General features: G+C 66.2%; 15 protein-coding genes. 11 read left to right on the top strand and 4 right to left on the bottom strand.

From position 1 onward, the window contains the following. Window positions 1-24: 24 nt before the first annotated feature. The 7 genes from AVAK2825_RS02755 (at window position 25) to ubiA (ending at window position 6,584) form a co-directional block, all read left to right on the top strand. A complete protein-coding gene (locus AVAK2825_RS02755; RefSeq protein ID WP_284394169.1) occupies window positions 25-378 on the top strand; it encodes a hypothetical protein in 354 nt (117 codons plus the stop codon). A 193-nt stretch (window positions 379-571) separates the two neighbouring features. Then, complete coding sequence (locus AVAK2825_RS02750; RefSeq protein WP_284394165.1) at window positions 572-949, top strand: DUF7684 family protein; 378 nt, start codon at window positions 572-574, stop codon at window positions 947-949. 75 nt (window positions 950-1,024) lie between these two features. Beyond that, entirely contained in the window at window positions 1,025-1,285 is a 261-nt protein-coding gene (locus tag AVAK2825_RS02745; RefSeq protein WP_284394163.1) for a hypothetical protein, read from the top strand. A gap of 674 nt (window positions 1,286-1,959) precedes the next feature. Beyond that, on the top strand, window positions 1,960-2,925 hold the full coding sequence (locus AVAK2825_RS02740) for a LysR substrate-binding domain-containing protein (RefSeq protein ID WP_272566898.1): 966 nt from the start codon (window positions 1,960-1,962) through the stop codon (window positions 2,923-2,925). A gap of 229 nt (window positions 2,926-3,154) precedes the next feature. Continuing rightward, window positions 3,155-4,909, top strand: a complete 1,755-nt coding sequence (locus AVAK2825_RS02735) for a dipeptidase (RefSeq protein WP_284394161.1) — start codon at window positions 3,155-3,157, stop codon at window positions 4,907-4,909. 158 nt (window positions 4,910-5,067) lie between these two features. Beyond that, complete coding sequence (locus tag AVAK2825_RS02730; RefSeq protein WP_284394159.1) at window positions 5,068-5,592, top strand: Dps family protein; 525 nt, start codon at window positions 5,068-5,070, stop codon at window positions 5,590-5,592. A 116-nt stretch (window positions 5,593-5,708) separates the two neighbouring features. After that, on the top strand, window positions 5,709-6,584 hold the full coding sequence (gene ubiA / locus AVAK2825_RS02725; protein WP_272566902.1) for a 4-hydroxybenzoate octaprenyltransferase: 876 nt from the start codon (window positions 5,709-5,711) through the stop codon (window positions 6,582-6,584). Window positions 6,585-6,678: 94 nt separating this feature from the next. On the opposite strand, the gene proC is transcribed toward ubiA, so the two are convergent. The 4 genes from proC to AVAK2825_RS02705 all read right to left on the bottom strand — a co-directional run bounded on the left by proC (window position 6,679) and on the right by AVAK2825_RS02705 (window position 11,581). Continuing rightward, window positions 6,679-7,521: a pyrroline-5-carboxylate reductase gene (proC, locus tag AVAK2825_RS02720; protein ID WP_284394156.1), complete on the bottom strand. Its 843-nt coding sequence runs from the start codon at window positions 7,519-7,521 to the stop codon at window positions 6,679-6,681. Window positions 7,522-7,596: 75 nt separating this feature from the next. Continuing rightward, window positions 7,597-9,129 (bottom strand): glycerol kinase GlpK, encoded by a 1,533-nt coding sequence (glpK, locus tag AVAK2825_RS02715; protein ID WP_284394154.1) that lies wholly within the window; start codon window positions 9,127-9,129, stop codon window positions 7,597-7,599. Between the two features lie 52 nt (window positions 9,130-9,181). Beyond that, window positions 9,182-9,946, bottom strand: coding sequence for a DeoR/GlpR family DNA-binding transcription regulator (locus AVAK2825_RS02710; RefSeq protein WP_284394152.1), 765 nt, complete (start codon window positions 9,944-9,946; stop codon window positions 9,182-9,184). Between the two features lie 369 nt (window positions 9,947-10,315). After that, window positions 10,316-11,581 (bottom strand): porin, encoded by a 1,266-nt coding sequence (locus tag AVAK2825_RS02705; RefSeq protein WP_272566906.1) that lies wholly within the window; start codon window positions 11,579-11,581, stop codon window positions 10,316-10,318. Window positions 11,582-11,922: 341 nt separating this feature from the next. Here AVAK2825_RS02705 and AVAK2825_RS02700 point away from each other — a divergent pair, with 341 nt between their 5' ends. Genes AVAK2825_RS02700 through AVAK2825_RS02685 form a run of 4 tightly spaced genes read left to right on the top strand, consistent with a single transcriptional unit; the run spans window position 11,923 to window position 15,781 of the window. After that, the gene (locus AVAK2825_RS02700; RefSeq protein ID WP_284394749.1) at window positions 11,923-13,005 is read left to right on the top strand and encodes an ABC transporter ATP-binding protein; all 1,083 of its coding nucleotides are present in this window, start codon (window positions 11,923-11,925) and stop codon (window positions 13,003-13,005) included. 1 nt (window position 13,006) lies between these two features. Beyond that, the gene (locus AVAK2825_RS02695; RefSeq protein ID WP_284394149.1) at window positions 13,007-14,083 is read left to right on the top strand and encodes an ABC transporter ATP-binding protein; all 1,077 of its coding nucleotides are present in this window, start codon (window positions 13,007-13,009) and stop codon (window positions 14,081-14,083) included. Continuing rightward, window positions 14,080-14,976, top strand: a complete 897-nt coding sequence (locus tag AVAK2825_RS02690) for a carbohydrate ABC transporter permease (RefSeq protein ID WP_272549419.1) — start codon at window positions 14,080-14,082, stop codon at window positions 14,974-14,976. Before AVAK2825_RS02695 ends, AVAK2825_RS02690 begins: the two co-directional genes overlap by 4 nt. Next, on the top strand, window positions 14,969-15,781 hold the full coding sequence (locus AVAK2825_RS02685; protein ID WP_272549418.1) for a carbohydrate ABC transporter permease: 813 nt from the start codon (window positions 14,969-14,971) through the stop codon (window positions 15,779-15,781). The genes AVAK2825_RS02690 and AVAK2825_RS02685 overlap by 8 nt, the downstream gene beginning before the upstream one ends. Window positions 15,782-15,894 lie beyond the last annotated feature (113 nt).

Raw genomic sequence — 15,894 nt, 5'->3', positions numbered from 1 at the left:
ATGACAACCCATATGAGTCTCCAGATGAGACATGAATTTCAAGATCTTTCGAAATTAGGGGAGGCTTTGGAGTTTCCAGTCGCAAGACTTTGGAAGTCTGGCGATAAATGTAGATCTCCTAATGGTGATTTGCTTGGAGGGTGTTACGAAGAGTCTTATTTGGCGCTAAAAATTAAACCCCCTTCAAAGAGCATTCCAGAGGCTATTGAATTAATACGGATCGCTTTTGCCAAGGTTCCTGTTGAACTGCTGCCAATTATTAATGATCCGACTTTGAGAAAAATACTTTATTGCACGATTGAATCAGGAGCGGAGGAGCTAAGGCTTCCTGAGATAAAAGTTCTTTTTGATTTGGGGATTGAGCTTGGTTTTGATTGAAGTCTGAAAATGAGAGATTGAATTTCTCAAAATCTTCAGATTGGATTTTGGTGTCGTAATTAGTTGGTTAATTTCGAGGACTCTTGAATCTCTTGATTCTCGATTGATGGACTTGAAAAATTCTTGGGCTGCGGCGTCTTTCTCGAAGCTATGCTGCATGGAAGTGAAGAAGTACTAAGAATGGAGGGTTTTAATGGGTTTCCCCAATATTTTTTATAAAGATATTTGCCAGCCGCTCTTCTTTGGTGTTTTGATGAAACCATTTGCAGCCCTCCTGGATGCTGGAGATCCTGAGTGGCATGACGTCTCATGGGTAAAACAAAAAGTGGTTGAGTTGTTGGAGAAGGGTTGTGGTTATTTTGTTTGTTATGGCGAAACCTCTGAAATGCTGCATGATTTGATTGATGAGGTAATCGAAGGTCATGATTTTTCAAAAATCATCACCACATATCATTGTCATGAATCCCGGCCGGAAGTCGCCAGTTTTTTTAAATTGGTGGCGATGGAGGGGATGAATCAAGGGTTGATCGTTGTTCGCAACATTGAAGGGTGGCATTCGGCTATGCATTAATAATAAAAAACGAGGGGTGGGTTTTTAATAGGGAAATTAATAGATTGTTATGACGTACCCAGCTCGGATATCATCATGCAGACGATGAAGCTGATTCAAAAATTTATCTACGTCAATGGCTCTGGAAAAAATATGCAGATATTTTTGGAGCCATGGGCAGAGCAATTTGAGATTCCTCCGGGGGAGCGAGCTGAGATTTCTGTGCATGCGCCTAGTGAATCGGTAGATGGCATCTTGGAGATTGAGCAATTGGAAGATGGGTTGATTGTTTATGGGTATGAAGGTTGTGTTGTTTATTCGACTCTGCGCGGTGGTGATTTGCCGCCTTCGGAGTAGATCAAATAAGCATTCCATATAGAAATGCCTTGATTCGGTCGCCATGGCGGCAACAGTCGCGCCGTCACGAGCAGCCTGTACCGCCCACCGCGGCTGACGATGAGCTACCAGACCCAGTACAGCCCCCTAGGCCCGCAGGTGTTTCACACCGCTACGCCTCCAAGCGATAAGTGAAAAGCGAGATGAACAACACGAAACGCATCTGATCGTTTATGTGGCAAATCAATTTGCCTTATGGCGCTGGTGCTCCCGCAGCAGTGTTCAGAGCGACGCATGGCGGCAAGGCGTTAATTTCCCCGCCGTCCAATGCGGACGGAATCCATCCCCCTGGGCCGACGACTCGCCCTCGCCAGAGGTCGGACCAAACACATTCGATGTGCTATATTTTTAATAGCATCATGACCATGATTTTCTAGGGCATGAAGCCTATTCGGCCACAAGGAAAGCCGCGGCGAAGATGGCTGGCAAGCCCCACTAGCGCACAACGCACATGCCTCGGCCGCAAGCGTTTTCCGGGCATGCAATGCACCTTCCGCCAGCCCCCGGCCTGCCCCGCCACCCAATGTGAAGCCTGGGTAAAGTTCCTTCCCCCCCACCGAACTCCCCGCGAACTGCCGACCGACAGGGGTTTCATCTCGGCGCACAATGTCGCGTTCGCCAATCCGCATCCAACAATGACCCTCACGGAACTCAAATACATCGTCGCTGTGGCCCGGGAGAAGCACTTTGGCCGGGCGGCCGATGCTTGCTATGTGTCGCAGCCCACGCTGTCGGTGGCCATCAAGAAGCTGGAAGACGAGCTGGAGGTCAAACTTTTCGAGCGCAGCGCGGGCGAGGTGTCGGTCACCTCGCTGGGCGACGAGATCGTGCGCCAGGCGCAGAGCGTGCTGGAACAGGCCGCCGCCATCAAGGAAATCGCCAAGCGCGGCAAGGACCCACTGGCCGGGGCGCTCACACTGGGCGTGATCTACACGATCGGTCCCTACCTGCTGCCCGAGCTGGTGCGCCATGCCATCGCGCGCACGCCGCAGATGCCGCTCATGCTGCAGGAGAACTTCACCGTCAAGCTGCTGGAGATGCTGCGCACCGGCGAGATCGACTGCGCGATCATGGCCGAGCCGTTTCCCGACACGGGCCTGGCGATGGCACCGCTGTACGACGAGCCGTTCATGGCGGCCGTGCCCAGCAGCCACCCGCTGGCCGAACAGAAATCCATTTCCGCCGCGCAGCTCAAGAGCGAGACCATGCTGCTGCTGGGCGCGGGCCATTGCTTTCGGGACCATGTGCTGGAGGTCTGCCCCGAGTTCGCGCGCTACGCGAGCAATGCCGAGGGCATCCGCCGCACGTTCGAGGGCTCATCGCTCGAGACGATCAAGCACATGGTGTCGGCCGGCATGGGCGTGACGCTGGTGCCGCGCCTGTCGGTGCCGCGCGATGCCCTGCACACGGGGTCGCGCCGGCGCAAGAGCGACGACACGCACATCCGCTACCTGCCGATCCAGGAGGCCGATGGCAGCCCGCCGCCCATGCGCCGCGTGGTGCTGGCCTGGCGCCGCAGCTTCACCCGCTACGAGGCCATCGCCGCGCTGCGCAACGCGATCTACGCCTGCGAGCTGCCGGGCATGACGCGCCTGTCCTGACCGCAGACCAGCGGCCTCTTCCGCTTCTTCTTGCGGGCTTGGCGGCCCGATGGTCGGCGCTGGCCGCCGCGCGCGCGGGCTGCCGGCTTCACCGAAACGCCTCGGGGCAGGGCTAAACTTCGCCCCGCGCGCGGCCGGTGGGTGGGCATCCTCCACCCCGGCCTGGCGCGGGCCGCGCCACATGCGGTCCGCGCGGGGCGCCGCGCTCTCCACGATCCCGAGGACATTCATGAAGAAGCTTTTGATGGCGGCCGGCCTGGCCCTGGGCCTTTCGGCCTGCTCCAGCGTGACCGCGCCGACCGACGCCGCGCCCCTGGCGGGCACGCTCAAGAAACCCGATCTGGACCGCCTGGTGGTCGCCGAGACGGGCGCGCCCAGCGGCGATTTCAGCGCGTTCCTCGAACGCGCGGTGCGCACCTACCCTGCGCTGGCGCCCAGCGTGAAGGCGTATGGGTCCAAGGCCACGCTGGCGGGCGACGACCTGGTGAACATCAGCCGCCTGCTGGGCCTGTACAACCGGCTGCACCACCACACGGCGGTGATCGACACGACCGCGAAGATGGTGGCCATTCCCACGGTGCGCTCGGACAAGGTGCCGCCGCACGAGGACAAGGCCATCATCGCCTTCGGCACGCTGGTCGAAGGCATGGCCAAGGACTTCGGCCTCCAATACCGCAACGTGGACAACCGCATCTTCGAAGTGAAGCTGCCCGGCACCGGCACCGAAGAATTCGGCATCCTCACGCACGCCGACGTGGTGCCCGTGGTGGCCGACGAATGGGTGCTGGACGACGGCACCCGGCTGGACCCGTTCAAGCTCACGCGGGTGGGGGGCAACCTGTACGGCCGCGGTTCCATCGACGACAAGGGCTCCATCGCCGCCGTGCTGTACGCGATGAAGGCGGTGAAGGACAGCGGCCTGCCGATGGCGCGCACGATCCGCCTCATGGTCGAGACGACCGAAGAGACGGGCGGCGACGCGATGAAGTACTACCGCGCCAAGACCCAGCTGCCCGAGTACAACATCGTGCTGGACAGCAAGTACCCCGCCGTGGTGGCCGAAAAGGGTTCGGGCGCGCTGCGCGCCTCGTTCCCCCTGGCACCTGCCGCCGCCGTGCCCGCCGGTGCGGTCACCATCGCTGCGATGGCGGGCGCCGCCTCGGCCAACGCCGTGCCGCAGACGGCCACCGCGCGCCTCACGGGCGGTGATCTGGCCGCCGCTGCGCAGCGCCTGGGCGCGGCCCGCGAGGCCTTCATCGCCAAGTACGCGGGCCAGGGCGGCCCCTTCGCCATCGACATCGTCCAGGACGGCGCCGCGCTGACGGTCAAGGTCACGGGCACGTCGGCCCACGGCTCGCGCCCCGAAGAGGGCGTGAACCCGCTGCCGCGCCTGGCGCTGTTCCTGCAGGAGTTCGGCGTGCCGCTGGCCGCCAACGGCTACGCCAGCGCGGTGCGCTACATCGCCGACCTGTACGGCACCGACTACCTGGGCCGCACGATGGGCCTGGCGTACAGCGACGACTTCATGGGCCCGCTCACGATGTCGCCCAACCTGGTGCGCGAGAAGGACGGCAAGGTCGATGTGCTGGTGAACGTGCGCATGCCGCGCGGCAGCACCGCCGACGTGCTGACGAAGGCCACCGCCGCGCGCATCCAGGCGTGGGGCGCGCAGGCCGGCGTGGCGGTCGAGGTGGACCACAGCCAGGGCGAGTGGATGGCGCGCGACCCCAAGGGCGCCTGGCTTTCCACGCTGCTCAACACCTTCGGCGACACCACGGGCCTGGAGGCCAAGCCCGTGCCCACGGCCGGCAGCACCACGGCCAAGCTGATGCCCAACGCGATCAACTTCGGCCCCGCGATGCCGGGCAAGAAGTACACGGCCCACAACGCGAAGGAATTCAAGGAAGTGGCCGACCTCGACGCCGACATGCAGATGTTCACCGAGATGCTGGTGCGCATCGGCAACCTGCCGCAGATGCAGTGACCCCGGGCGGCCGCTGGCCGCCCTGCATGCGCTAAAGTGTTTCAGGCGCCCGGGCGCCACGCCTCCCCCGAAGCGGCGCAGGCCCGCCCGGGCCGGCAAGATGGCAGCGGCAACGCGACGCATCGTTCAGTTCAGTTCAGCACCCGAAGGAGTTCTCCATGGCCAAGACCCCCAAGACCCCCCTTGCCCGCGCAGGCGCCAGCGGCGCACCGCGCATCAACATCGGCATCAGCGACAAGGACCGCGCGGCCATCGCGCAAGGCCTGTCGCGCCTTCTGGCCGACACCTACACGCTGTACCTCACCACCCACAATTTCCACTGGAACGTGACGGGCCCGATGTTCAACACGCTGCACACCATGTTCATGGGGCAGTACACCGAGCTGTGGAACGCGGTGGACCCGGTGGCCGAGCGCATCCGCTCGCTGGGCCATGCGGCGCCGGGCTCGTACGCCCAGTTCGGCAAGCTCACCTCGCTGCCCGACGCGCCCACCGAGCCGCCCCACGCGCTGGAGATGGTGCGCATCCTGGTCGAGGGCCACGAGGCCGTCGCCCGCACGGCGCGCGAACTGTTCCCGGTGGCCGACAAGGCCAGCGACGAACCCACGGCCGATCTGCTGACCCAGCGCCTGGCGGTGCACGAGCAGACCGCCTGGATGCTGCGCTCGCTCCTGGAGGAGTAAGCCGGCCGGGCTTGCACGGCCCTGCCCAGCCAGCGCCCGCCCACCCGTGCGGGCGTTTTCATTTCCCGGGTCGCCTCTCTTTCTCTCTTTTTTCTTTCCTTTCCTTTTTCCGCGCCATGCAGCTTTCCGCCCCCACGCCGTCGCGCCTGTCGCTCTACCTCGACCTGATCCGCTGGAGCCGCCCGGCCGGCTGGCTGCTGCTGCTGTGGCCCACGCTGTCGGCGCTGTGGGTCGCGGCGGGCGGATTCCCCGGCTGGCACCTGCTGGCCGTGTTCACGCTGGGCACCATCCTGATGCGCAGCGCGGGCTGCTGCGTGAACGACGTGGCCGACCGCCGGTTCGACCGGCACGTCAAGCGCACGGCGCAGCGGCCGGTGACCAGCGGCGCCGTCTCCCCGCGCGAGGCGCTGGCCGTGGGCGCGGTGCTGGCGCTGGTCGCCTTCGCGCTGGTGCTCACCACCAATGCCATCACCATCGCGTGGTCGGTGCCGGCGCTGGCGGTCACGGTGCTCTACCCGTTCACGAAGCGGTTCTTCTCGATGCCGCAGGCGGTGCTGGGTGTTGCCTTTAGCATGGGCATTCCGATGGCGTTCACCGCCGTGCGCGGCGAGGTGCCGTGGCTGGCGCTGTGGCTGGTGCTGGGCAACCTGTTCTGGGTGCTGGCCTACGACACCGAATACGCCATGGTGGACCGCGACGACGACCTGAAGATCGGCATGAAGACGTCGGCCATCACCCTGGGCCGCTTCGACGTGGCGGCCATCCTGGCGTTCTACCTGCTGCTGGTGGCGTTCTGGGGCGTTTCGCTGGCGCCGCTGGGGCTGGGCGCGGCGTTCTACCTTGCGATCGGCGCCGTGCTGGCCCAGGTGGCGTGGCACTTCGCGCTGATCCGCCACCGCACGCGCGACGGTTGCTTTCGGGCCTTCCGCGAGAACCACTGGATCGGGTTCACGCTGTTCGCCGGCATCGCCGTGGGTTACGCGCTGCGATAGTTTGCTATTGTTTTGGTAGCGATATGCCCTAGTACTTATTGTGCTGGAGGGCAATTTGGCTTGAAACCGGCGGGGCGCCCGCCCGCGCTGGCGATCAGGTGCCGAACTCGTCGCCCAGTTCGCGCGCCCGCGAACGCGCGGCCTGCAGGGCGCGCATGAAGCGCTGGGGCACTTCGTCCTGCTCCATCGACTGCAGGGCGGCGTAGGTGGTGCCGCCCTTGGAGGTGACGCGCTGGCGCAGCACCTCGGGCGGCTCGTCGGAGCGGCGGGCCAGTTCGGAGGCGCCGGCGAAGGTGGCCACGGCGAGCTGGTGGGCCTGGGCGCGGCTCAGGCCCATGGCGGCGCCGGCCTCGGTCATGGCCTCCAGGAAGCGGAACACATAGGCCGGGCCCGAGCCCGAGAGGGCGGTGACGGCATCGAGCTGCGGCTCGTCGTCCACCCACAGGAATTCCCCCGTCGTCGCGATGATCCGCTCGATGGCCGCGCGCTCGGCGGCGGTCACCTGGGGGCGGGCGTAGAGGGCCGTCATGCCGCGGGCGATCAGCGCCGGGGTGTTGGGCATGGCGCGCACGATGCGTTCGCTGTCCAGCCACCGGGCGATGCTGTCCGAGCGGATGCCGGCGGCCACGCTCAGGTGCACGGCGCCGGCGGTGTGGGCGCGCGCCTGCCGGGCGGCTTCCTGGAAGGTCTGGGGCTTGACGGCCCACACCACGGTGCCGGCCCGGGCCAGCGCGGGGCCGGCCGCTTCGTGCGCCGTGATGCCGTGCTGCGAAAGCAGGGCGGCGCGGGCTTCGGCCCAGGGCTCGACCACTTCGATCTGCGCGGCCGGCACGCCCTGGCGGATCAGCCCGCCGATGATGGCGCTGGCCATGTTGCCCCCGCCGATGAAGGCGATGGCGGAGGAGGGCGAATCGGTCGCGGCGGGCGTGGCGTTCATGGCGGCGGTAGGCAGGTGGAGGCGAAGCGCAGGATGTTAGCGCCTGCGCTGCGGCGGGGGCCGGGGTGGCGGTTTTCAGTCGAGCGAGGCCTGCCGCACGGCGTGCTCCCAGCGCGCCATGAGTTCGCGGGCGCGGGGGGCGCCCAGCGTGGGCATGAAGCGGCGCTCGGCGCGCCACAGGTCCGACAGCTCGTCGGTGCTGCGGTACACGCCGCTCGACAGGCCGGCCAGGTAGGCCGCGCCCAGCGCCGTGGTCTCGATCACCGCGGGCCGCACCACGGGAATGCCCAGCAGGTCGGCCTGGAACTGCATGAGCAGGTCGTTCACGCAGGCGCCGCCGTCCACGCGCAGCTCGCTCACCGGCGCGCCGCCGGCGGCCACGGCGTCGCGGCTCATGGCCTGCAGCAGCGCGGCGCTCTGGTAGGCGATGCTCTCCAGCGCCGCCCGCGCGATGTGGGCGAGCGTGGTGCCGCGCGTGAGGCCGGTGATGGTGCCGCGCGCGTCGGGTTTCCAGTAGGGCGCGCCCAGGCCGGTGAAAGCGGGCACCATCATCACGCCGCCCGAATCGGGCACGCTTTCGGCGAGCGACTGCACCTCGTTGCTGGCCGAAATGGCGCGCAGGCCGTCGCGCAGCCACTGCACCACGGCGCCGCCGACGAACACGCTGCCTTCCATGGCGAACTCGGGCGTGCTGCCGGCCAGGCTGAGCGAGGCCGCGCCGGGCGGCGCCGTGCCGATCTGCGCCGCGCTGGTGGTGAGCAGGCCGTTGGTGGAGGTCTGGAACTTCTGCCCCGTGTGCATCAGCATGAAGCAGCCGGTGCCGTAGGTGTTCTTGGCCATGCCGGCCTTGAAGCAGGCCTGGCCGAACAGCGCGCTCTGCTGGTCGCCGGCCACGCCGCCGATGGGCAGGGCGCTGCCCAGCAGTTCGGGGTGCGTGTCGCCGAAGTGGGCGCTGGAGGGGCGCACCTCGGGCATGAGGGCGCGCGGGATCTGCAGCAGCTCCAGCAGTTCATCGTCCCACTGGTTGGTGCGCACATTGAAGAGCATGGTGCGCGCGGCGTTGCTCACGTCGGTCACGTGCACCTGGCCTTGCGTGAGCTGCCAGATGAGCCAGCTGTCCACGGTGCCGAAGGCCAGTTCGCCGCGCTCGGCCTGGGCGCGCGCGCCGGGTACGTGGTCCAGCAGCCAGCGCAGCTTGGTGCCCGAGAAATACGCGTCGATCAGCAGGCCGGTCTTGGCCTGGATGGTGTCGGCCAGGCCGCGCTCGCGCAGTTCCGCGCACAGCGGCTCGGCGCGGCGGTCCTGCCAGACGATGGCGTGGTGCACGGGCTCGCCGGTGCGCCGGTTCCACAGCACCGTGGTCTCGCGCTGGTTGGTGATGCCCAGCGCGCGCACGTCGCCGGCCTTCAGATTCGCCTGGGCGAGCGCCTGCCGCGCGGTGGCCAGTTGGGTGCGCCAGATCTCGCGCGGGTCGTGCTCCACCCAGCCGGGCTGCGGGTAGATCTGCGGCAGCTCCAGCTGCGCCTGCGCGACGATGTGGCCGCGCTCGTCGAACACGATGCTGCGGGAACTGGAGGTGCCTTGGTCGAGGGCGAGCAGATAGGTCATGGTGGATTCTGGAGGAAGGGGGCCGGCAGGGTGCCGCAGGGCGGTGGGGACGTCATCCAGCGACGGTGCAGTCCACGCCGGCATCGCGCAGCAGCGCGGGAAAGGGCTCGGGTGGCGGCGCATCGGTGAACAGCCGGCCGATCTGCGCCAACGTGGCGGCCTGCACCATCGCCGCGCGGCTGAACTTGCTGTGGTCGGCGGCCAGCCAGACTTCGCGGGCCTGGGCGATGATGGTCTGCGCCACCTTCACCTCGCGGTAGTCGAAGTCGCGCAGCGTGCCGTCCGACTCGATGCCGGAGATGCCGATGAGCGCGATGTCCACCCGGAACTGGCGGATGAAATCCACCGCGGCTTCGCCCACGATGCCGCGGTCGCGCGAGCGCACCACGCCGCCGGCCACGATGACTTCGAAGTCGGGCTTGCCGCTCAGGATGGCGGCCACGTTCAGGTTGTTGGTGATGACGCGCAGGCCGCGGTGGTGCATGAGCGCCCGGGCGATGGCTTCGGTGGTGGTGCCGATGTTGAGGATCAGCGAGCAGTCGTTGGGCACCTGGGCCGCCACGGCGCGCGCGATGCGGGCCTTGCCGTCGGCATGCAGGGTTTCGCGCTGCGTGTGGCCGAGGTTCTCCACGGTGGAGGTCGGCACCCGCACGCCGCCGTGGAACCGCCGCACCAGCCCCAGTTCGGCCAGCCGCTGCACGTCGCGCCGCACCGTCTGCAGCGTCACGCCCAAGGTGTCGGCCAGCTCCTCCACGGTGGCGGATTGGCGGGAGCGGACCTCTTCGAGCAGGCGCAGTTGGCGGGGATTGGTGTTCACGGAGGGTGGGGCAACGAAGCGAAATGAAGGCGTGGGACAGGCAAAGGCGCTGGTCTTACTTTAAAGCGAACCAAAACGAACCGTTCCAGGGTAAACCTTGATGAAAAACGATCACAAAGCAACACGCTCGATCGCGGCGGCTCCTTTCGGGTGGGCTGGGGGGTGGGGAAGGGTGCGGTTTGCCGGGCCTTGCTCGGGAAAACGCAGAGCGAGGGCGTGGTGGAGCTGTGGGAGCCTCGCTCGACGCAGGGCGTGGGGGCAGGGCGCTCGCACGCTGAGGCCTGAAGGAAGGAAGAATGGCGCCCCAACGAAAAATCCCCCTTGCGGGGGATTTCGGTGTGGCGCAGTCGGCGGAATGCGCCGGGCGCGTCAGAAGCGGTGGCGGATCGACAGCGTCAGGCTGTTGACGTCCTTGCCCGGGGCTGACGCCACGCCGCCGAGGAAGCCGTTGCCGCCCAGCAGGTCCTGCGAGGTGTTCTTGTTTTCCAGGTGCGTCAGCACGGCGCTGACGTCGGTGCGCTTGGACAGGGCGTAGGTGTAGGCCGCGCCGTAGGAATAGCGGTCGGCATCGAACGGCCGCCGGTCATTCATGTTGTTGTAGGCCACGGTCACGGTGTGCGGGCCGGTGGTGATGCGGTAGCCGATCTGGAACAGGCGGGCATCCTGCTTGAAGGCCTGCACGAAGGCGTTCTGCACCAGCGTGGCCACGGGGGCGGTGGCCGGGTTGGCCGACAGGCCCGTGGCAATGGTCGACAGGTCGGTGGGGTGGTCGTCCTTGATGGTGGCGTACTGGCCGGACAGCGTGCCGGGCCCGATGTCCAGCGTCGCGCCCAGGATGGCGTTGGTGAGCGACTTCTGGCCCAGCTCGTTGTTGCGGGTGTTGTAGCCGCCGCCGAAGGAATAGCCGTCGCCCTTGTAGATGGCCATGATGCCCAGCAGCCGCCGTGCGCTCGGCTTGCCGGCCACTTCGCCCGCCGCATACATGGCCGTGGCGGTGAGCCCGTCCTTTTGCAGCGCGTACTGGATCGAATTGCTCACGCGGATGTCGAAGGAGGCCGGAATCGCCACCAGTTGCCCCAGGGCCAGGCTGGACTCGGTCTTCATCGCGTCGAAGTTGCCGGTGGCCAGGTAGCCGGGCGTGTACTGGCGGCCGACGGTGAAGGCGCCGAACGGCGTGACCAGGCCGGTGAAGATCTGCCGGTCGAAAATGCTGTTGCCCAGGTTGACGCCCACCTGGGAGCCGATCTGCGCGGCCACGGCCGAGACCGCGGGTTGCAGGGCGGCGGGCAGGCCCAGCGAGGAAGCGGTGCTGAGCCGGTCCGGCAACTGGCCCAGGGAGGGCGGGCGGTTGCTGAGGCTGCCGGTATCGGCTTCGATCCGCGATTCGAGCGTGAAGATCGCGCGGTAGCCGCCTCCCAGGTCTTCATTGCCCTTGAAGCCCAGGCGGGACCCTTCCATGTTGCCGCTGGTGAGCCGCGTCAGGTTGCCGCCGGGGGCGCCGGTCATGTAGTTGATGCCCAGGTCCACCAGGCCATACATGGTGAGGCTGCTGGTGCCTGGCGGCGTGCTCTGCGCCATGGCGACCGACGAGGCGCAGCCAAGAACGACGGCCGACAGCGTACGCATTTTCTTCATAAGGACTTCCGAATGGCAAAAGGGGAATGGAGGGGCGGCGACAGCATGCGGCGCTTTTGGAAGGCTGAGACTAGAGGCAACGCCTCAGTCGGTAAAGGAGGGGAATGCCGGACTGGGCATTTGTGACACAGGGGGAAACCCGGAACCCGGTCCCGGGCGGATGCGGCCCGCCGCATCGCGGCGTTGAAGCGAACGAAAACGAATCAATCGAGGGTAAACCTTGATTCGATACGAACGAAAAAGAACAAAAATGAAGCCATTCGAAGCGCGCAGGTTCCGTCAGGCACTGCGCGTTTTGCACGTTCAACTGGCCGCAAGGGGCCTTCAGGAAAGGTTGCGTGATGCAACTGGTAATGGACCGCATCAGCAAGCGGGTGGGAGCGCAGACCTGGCTCCATGGCATGGACATGGCGCTGCACAGCGGTGCGGTGACCGTGCTGCTGGGCGCCACGCAGGCCGGCAAGACCAGCCTGATGCGCATCATGGCGGGGCTGGACACGCCCACCGAAGGCCGGGTGCGCGTCGATGGTGTCGATGTGACCGGCGTGCCCGTGCGCGAGCGCAACGTGGCCATGGTGTACCAGCAGTTCATCAACTACCCCTCCATGACGGTGGCCGACAACATCGCCTCGCCGCTCAAGCTGCGGGGCGACAAGGGCATCGCCGAGCGCGTGCGCGCATTGGCCGAGCGGCTGCACATCGACATGTTCCTGAACCGCTATCCGGCCGAGCTGTCGGGCGGGCAGCAGCAGCGCGTGGCGCTGGCCCGGGCCCTGGCCAAGGGCGCGCCGCTCATGCTGCTGGACGAGCCCCTGGTCAACCTCGACTACAAGCTGCGCGAGGAACTGCGCGACGAGCTGACCCAGCTGTTCGCTGCCGGCGACTCCACCGTGGTCTATGCCACCACCGAGCCGGGCGAGGCCCTGCTGCTGGGCGGCTACACCGCCGTGCTGCACGAGGGCGAACTGCTGCAGTACGGCCCCACGGCCGAGGTCTTCCATGCCCCGAGTTCGCTGCGCGTGGCCCGTGCCTTCAGCGACCCGCCGATGAACCTGATCGCAGCCGATGCGGCCACCGGCGGCGTGCGCATGGCCGGCGGCGGCCTGCTGGCGCTGCCGCAGGGTTTGCCGGCGGGTAGCGCCGCGACGGGCCTGACCGTGGGCGTGCGGGCGAGCGCCCTGCGCCTGCAGGCGCGCCCTGGCGACGTGGCGGTGGCCGGTACGGTGGAACTGGCCGAAATCTCGGGCTCGGACACCTTCGTGCATGCGCACACGCCCTGGGGCGAACTCGTGGCGCAGGTCACGGGAGTGCACTACTTCGACCTGGGTGCGGCCATCACGCTGCACCTGGCACCGGGCGAAGCCTATGTCTTCGGCGCCGACGGCGCCTTGCTGCTGGCGCCCGCGCGCCGGGGAGGGCGCTGAGATGGCGCGCATCAATCTGGATCTGGCGCACGCCTACAAGCCCAACCCGCAGCAGGACAGCGACTACGCGCTGCTGCCGCTGTCGATGGAGTTCCGCGACGGCGGCGCCTATGCCTTGCTGGGCCCCTCGGGCTGCGGCAAGACGACCATGCTCAACATCATGTCGGGCCTGCTCGTGCCCTCGCAGGGGCGCGTGCTGTTCGACGGCAAGGACGTCACCCACGCGAGCCCGCAGGAGCGCAACATCGCCCAGGTGTTCCAGTTCCCGGTGATCTACGACACCATGACGGTGGCCGAGAACCTCGCCTTTCCGCTCAAGAACCGCAAGGTGCCCGAGGCCCAGATCCGCCAGCGCGTCGGCCAGATCGCCGAGATGCTGGACATGAGCGGGCAGCTCGACCAGCGCGCCTCGGGCCTGGCCGCCGATGCCAAGCAGAAGATTTCGCTCGGGCGCGGCCTGGTGCGCTCCGACGTGGCGGCCGTGCTCTTCGACGAGCCGCTCACGGTGATCGATCCGCACCTGAAGTGGCAATTGCGCCGCAAGCTCAAGCAGATCCACCACGAACTCAAGCTGACCCTGATCTACGTGACCCACGACCAGGTGGAGGCGCTGACCTTCGCCGAAGAGGTGGTGGTGATGACGCGCGGACGCGCCGTGCAGGTGGGCGCGGCCGATGCGTTGTTCGAGCGGCCGCAGCACGTGTTCGTGGGCCACTTCATCGGCTCGCCGGGCATGAACTTCCTGCCCGCGCAGGGCGAGGCGGATGCGATCGTGGTCGCGGGCCACCGCCTGGCGCGGCCCGCGGGCAAGGCCCTGCCGGCCGGCGCGTTGCAGGTGGGCGTGCGCCCCGAGTACCTGGCCATCGCCGCGGCAGGGCAGCCCGGCGCGCTGCCCTGCACGGTGGAGAAGGTGCAGGACATCGGCACCTACTTCCTGCTCACCGCCCGCGTGGGCGAGCACACGCTCAAGGCCCGCCTGGGCACGGGCGAGGCGGTGCCTTCGGCGGGCGACACGGTCTGGCTGCAGGTGCTGGGGCGCCACACCTGCTTCTATCAAAACGAGGAGTTGCTGGCATGAGCACCACGACCAAGCCCGTGAACCAGAAGGCCTGGTTCCTGATCCTGCCCGTCATCCTGTGCGTGGCGTTCTCGGCCATCCTGCCGCTGATGACCGTGGTGAACTACTCGGTGCAGGACATCATCTCGCCCGAGCGGCGCGTGTTCGTCGGCACCGAATGGTTCGCCGCCGTGATGCGCGACGAAGAGCTGCATGCGGCCCTGTGGCGCCAGATCACGTTCTCGCTCGCCGTGCTGGCGGTGGAGATCCCGCTGGGCATCTGCCTGGCGCTGTCCATGCCCGCGCAGGGCTGGAAATCCTCCGCCGTGCTGGTGACGGTGGCGCTGTCGCTGCTGATCCCGTGGAACGTGGTGGGCACCATCTGGCAGATCTACGGCCGCGCCGACATTGGTCTGCTGGGCGCCGCGCTGCAGTACATCGGCATCGACTACAGCTACACCGGCAACGCCACGCAGGCCTGGCTCACCGTGCTGGTGATGGACGTGTGGCACTGGACGCCGCTGGTGGCGCTGCTGTGCTTCGCCGGGCTGCGATCGATTCCCGACGCCTACTACCAGGCCGCGCGCATCGACGGCGCGAGCAAGTTCGCCGTGTTCCGCTACATCCAGCTGCCCAAGATGCGCGGCGTGCTGATGATCGCGGTGCTGCTGCGCTTCATGGACAGCTTCATGATCTACACCGAGCCCTTCGTGCTCACCGGCGGCGGGCCGGGCAATGCCACCACCTTCCTCAGCCAGTACCTCACGCAGAAGGCCGTGGGCCAGTTCGACCTGGGCCCGGCGGCGGCGTTCTCGCTGATCTACTTCCTCATCATCCTGCTGCTGTGCTTCATCCTCTACAACTGGATGCAGCGCGTGGGCACCGACGCACAGACCGGAGCCGGCCATGAATGAAAAGCGTTTTCGCAAGCGGAGCCTCTTCCTTGCGGCCTACATCGTCTTCGCGCTGCTGCCCATCTACTGGATGGTCAACATGAGCTTCAAGACGAACGCGGAGATCCTCTCCACGTTCTCATTCTTTCCCCAGCACTTCACCTGGGACAACTACAAGACCATCTTCACCGACGAGTCCTGGTACTCGGGCTACATCAACAGCCTGATCTACGTAGCCATCAACACGGTGATCTCGCTCACCGTGGCGCTGCCGGCGGCCTATGCGTTCTCGCGCTATCAGTTCCTGGGCGACAAGCACGTGTTCTTCTGGCTGCTGACCAACCGCATGACGCCGCCCGCGGTGTTCCTGCTGCCGTTCTTCCAGCTCTACACGACCGTGGGGCTGATGGACACGCACATCGCCGTGGCGCTGGCCCACCTGCTGTTCAACGTGCCGCTGGCGGTGTGGATCCTGGAAGGCTTCATGACCGGCATCCCGCGGGAGATCGACGAGACGGCCTACATCGACGGCTACAGCTTCCCGCGCTTTTTCCTGACCATCTTCCTGCCACTCATCAAGGCCGGCGTGGGCGTGGCGGCGTTCTTCTGCTTCATGTTCAGCTGGGTCGAGCTGCTGCTTGCGCGCACGCTCACCAGCGTGAACGCCAAGCCCATCGTGGCGACGATGACGCGCACCGTGAGCGCATCCGGCATGGACTGGGCCACCCTGGCCGCGGCCGGTGTGCTCACCATCGTGCCGGGCGCCATCGTCATCTGGTTCGTGCGGCACTACATCGCGAAGGGTTTCGCGATGGGCCGGGTTTGACGTGTGAAGGGAGCACAAGCATGAATCACACACTTTCACCGCAGAGCGCGCGATGCGTCCAAGGCCAGCGGCAGCCGTGGAACGGGCCTTGCCCGGCCATCAGTTGCGTCCCA

It is taken from the genome of Acidovorax sp. SUPP2825 (genome assembly GCF_030158995.1).
In the GTDB taxonomy this organism is placed as follows: domain Bacteria; phylum Pseudomonadota; class Gammaproteobacteria; order Burkholderiales; family Burkholderiaceae_C; genus Paracidovorax.
The sequence above is the reverse complement of the archived record's forward strand: the minus strand, read 5'-3'. Positions and strand labels throughout refer to the sequence as shown.

What these genes read in the sequence shown, in the direction of transcription:
- AVAK2825_RS02695 (WP_284394149.1), top strand. Translation starts at nt 13,007, where the DNA reads ATGGCGCGCATCAATCTGGATCTGGCGCACGCCTACAAGCCCAACCCG.
- AVAK2825_RS02700 (WP_284394749.1), top strand. Translation starts at nt 11,923, where the DNA reads ATGCAACTGGTAATGGACCGCATCAGCAAGCGGGTGGGAGCGCAGACC.
- AVAK2825_RS02735 (WP_284394161.1), top strand. Translation starts at nt 3,155, where the DNA reads ATGAAGAAGCTTTTGATGGCGGCCGGCCTGGCCCTGGGCCTTTCGGCC.
- AVAK2825_RS02755 (WP_284394169.1), top strand. Translation starts at nt 25, where the DNA reads ATGAGACATGAATTTCAAGATCTTTCGAAATTAGGGGAGGCTTTGGAG.
- AVAK2825_RS02730 (WP_284394159.1), top strand. Translation starts at nt 5,068, where the DNA reads ATGGCCAAGACCCCCAAGACCCCCCTTGCCCGCGCAGGCGCCAGCGGC.
- AVAK2825_RS02750 (WP_284394165.1), top strand. Translation starts at nt 572, where the DNA reads ATGGGTTTCCCCAATATTTTTTATAAAGATATTTGCCAGCCGCTCTTC.
- ubiA (WP_272566902.1), top strand. Translation starts at nt 5,709, where the DNA reads ATGCAGCTTTCCGCCCCCACGCCGTCGCGCCTGTCGCTCTACCTCGAC.
- AVAK2825_RS02685 (WP_272549418.1), top strand. Translation starts at nt 14,969, where the DNA reads ATGAATGAAAAGCGTTTTCGCAAGCGGAGCCTCTTCCTTGCGGCCTAC.
- AVAK2825_RS02705 (WP_272566906.1), bottom strand. Translation starts at nt 11,581, where the DNA reads ATGAAGAAAATGCGTACGCTGTCGGCCGTCGTTCTTGGCTGCGCCTCG.
- AVAK2825_RS02745 (WP_284394163.1), top strand. Translation starts at nt 1,025, where the DNA reads ATGCAGACGATGAAGCTGATTCAAAAATTTATCTACGTCAATGGCTCT.
- AVAK2825_RS02740 (WP_272566898.1), top strand. Translation starts at nt 1,960, where the DNA reads ATGACCCTCACGGAACTCAAATACATCGTCGCTGTGGCCCGGGAGAAG.
- proC (WP_284394156.1), bottom strand. Translation starts at nt 7,521, where the DNA reads ATGAACGCCACGCCCGCCGCGACCGATTCGCCCTCCTCCGCCATCGCC.
- AVAK2825_RS02690 (WP_272549419.1), top strand. Translation starts at nt 14,080, where the DNA reads ATGAGCACCACGACCAAGCCCGTGAACCAGAAGGCCTGGTTCCTGATC.
- glpK (WP_284394154.1), bottom strand. Translation starts at nt 9,129, where the DNA reads ATGACCTATCTGCTCGCCCTCGACCAAGGCACCTCCAGTTCCCGCAGC.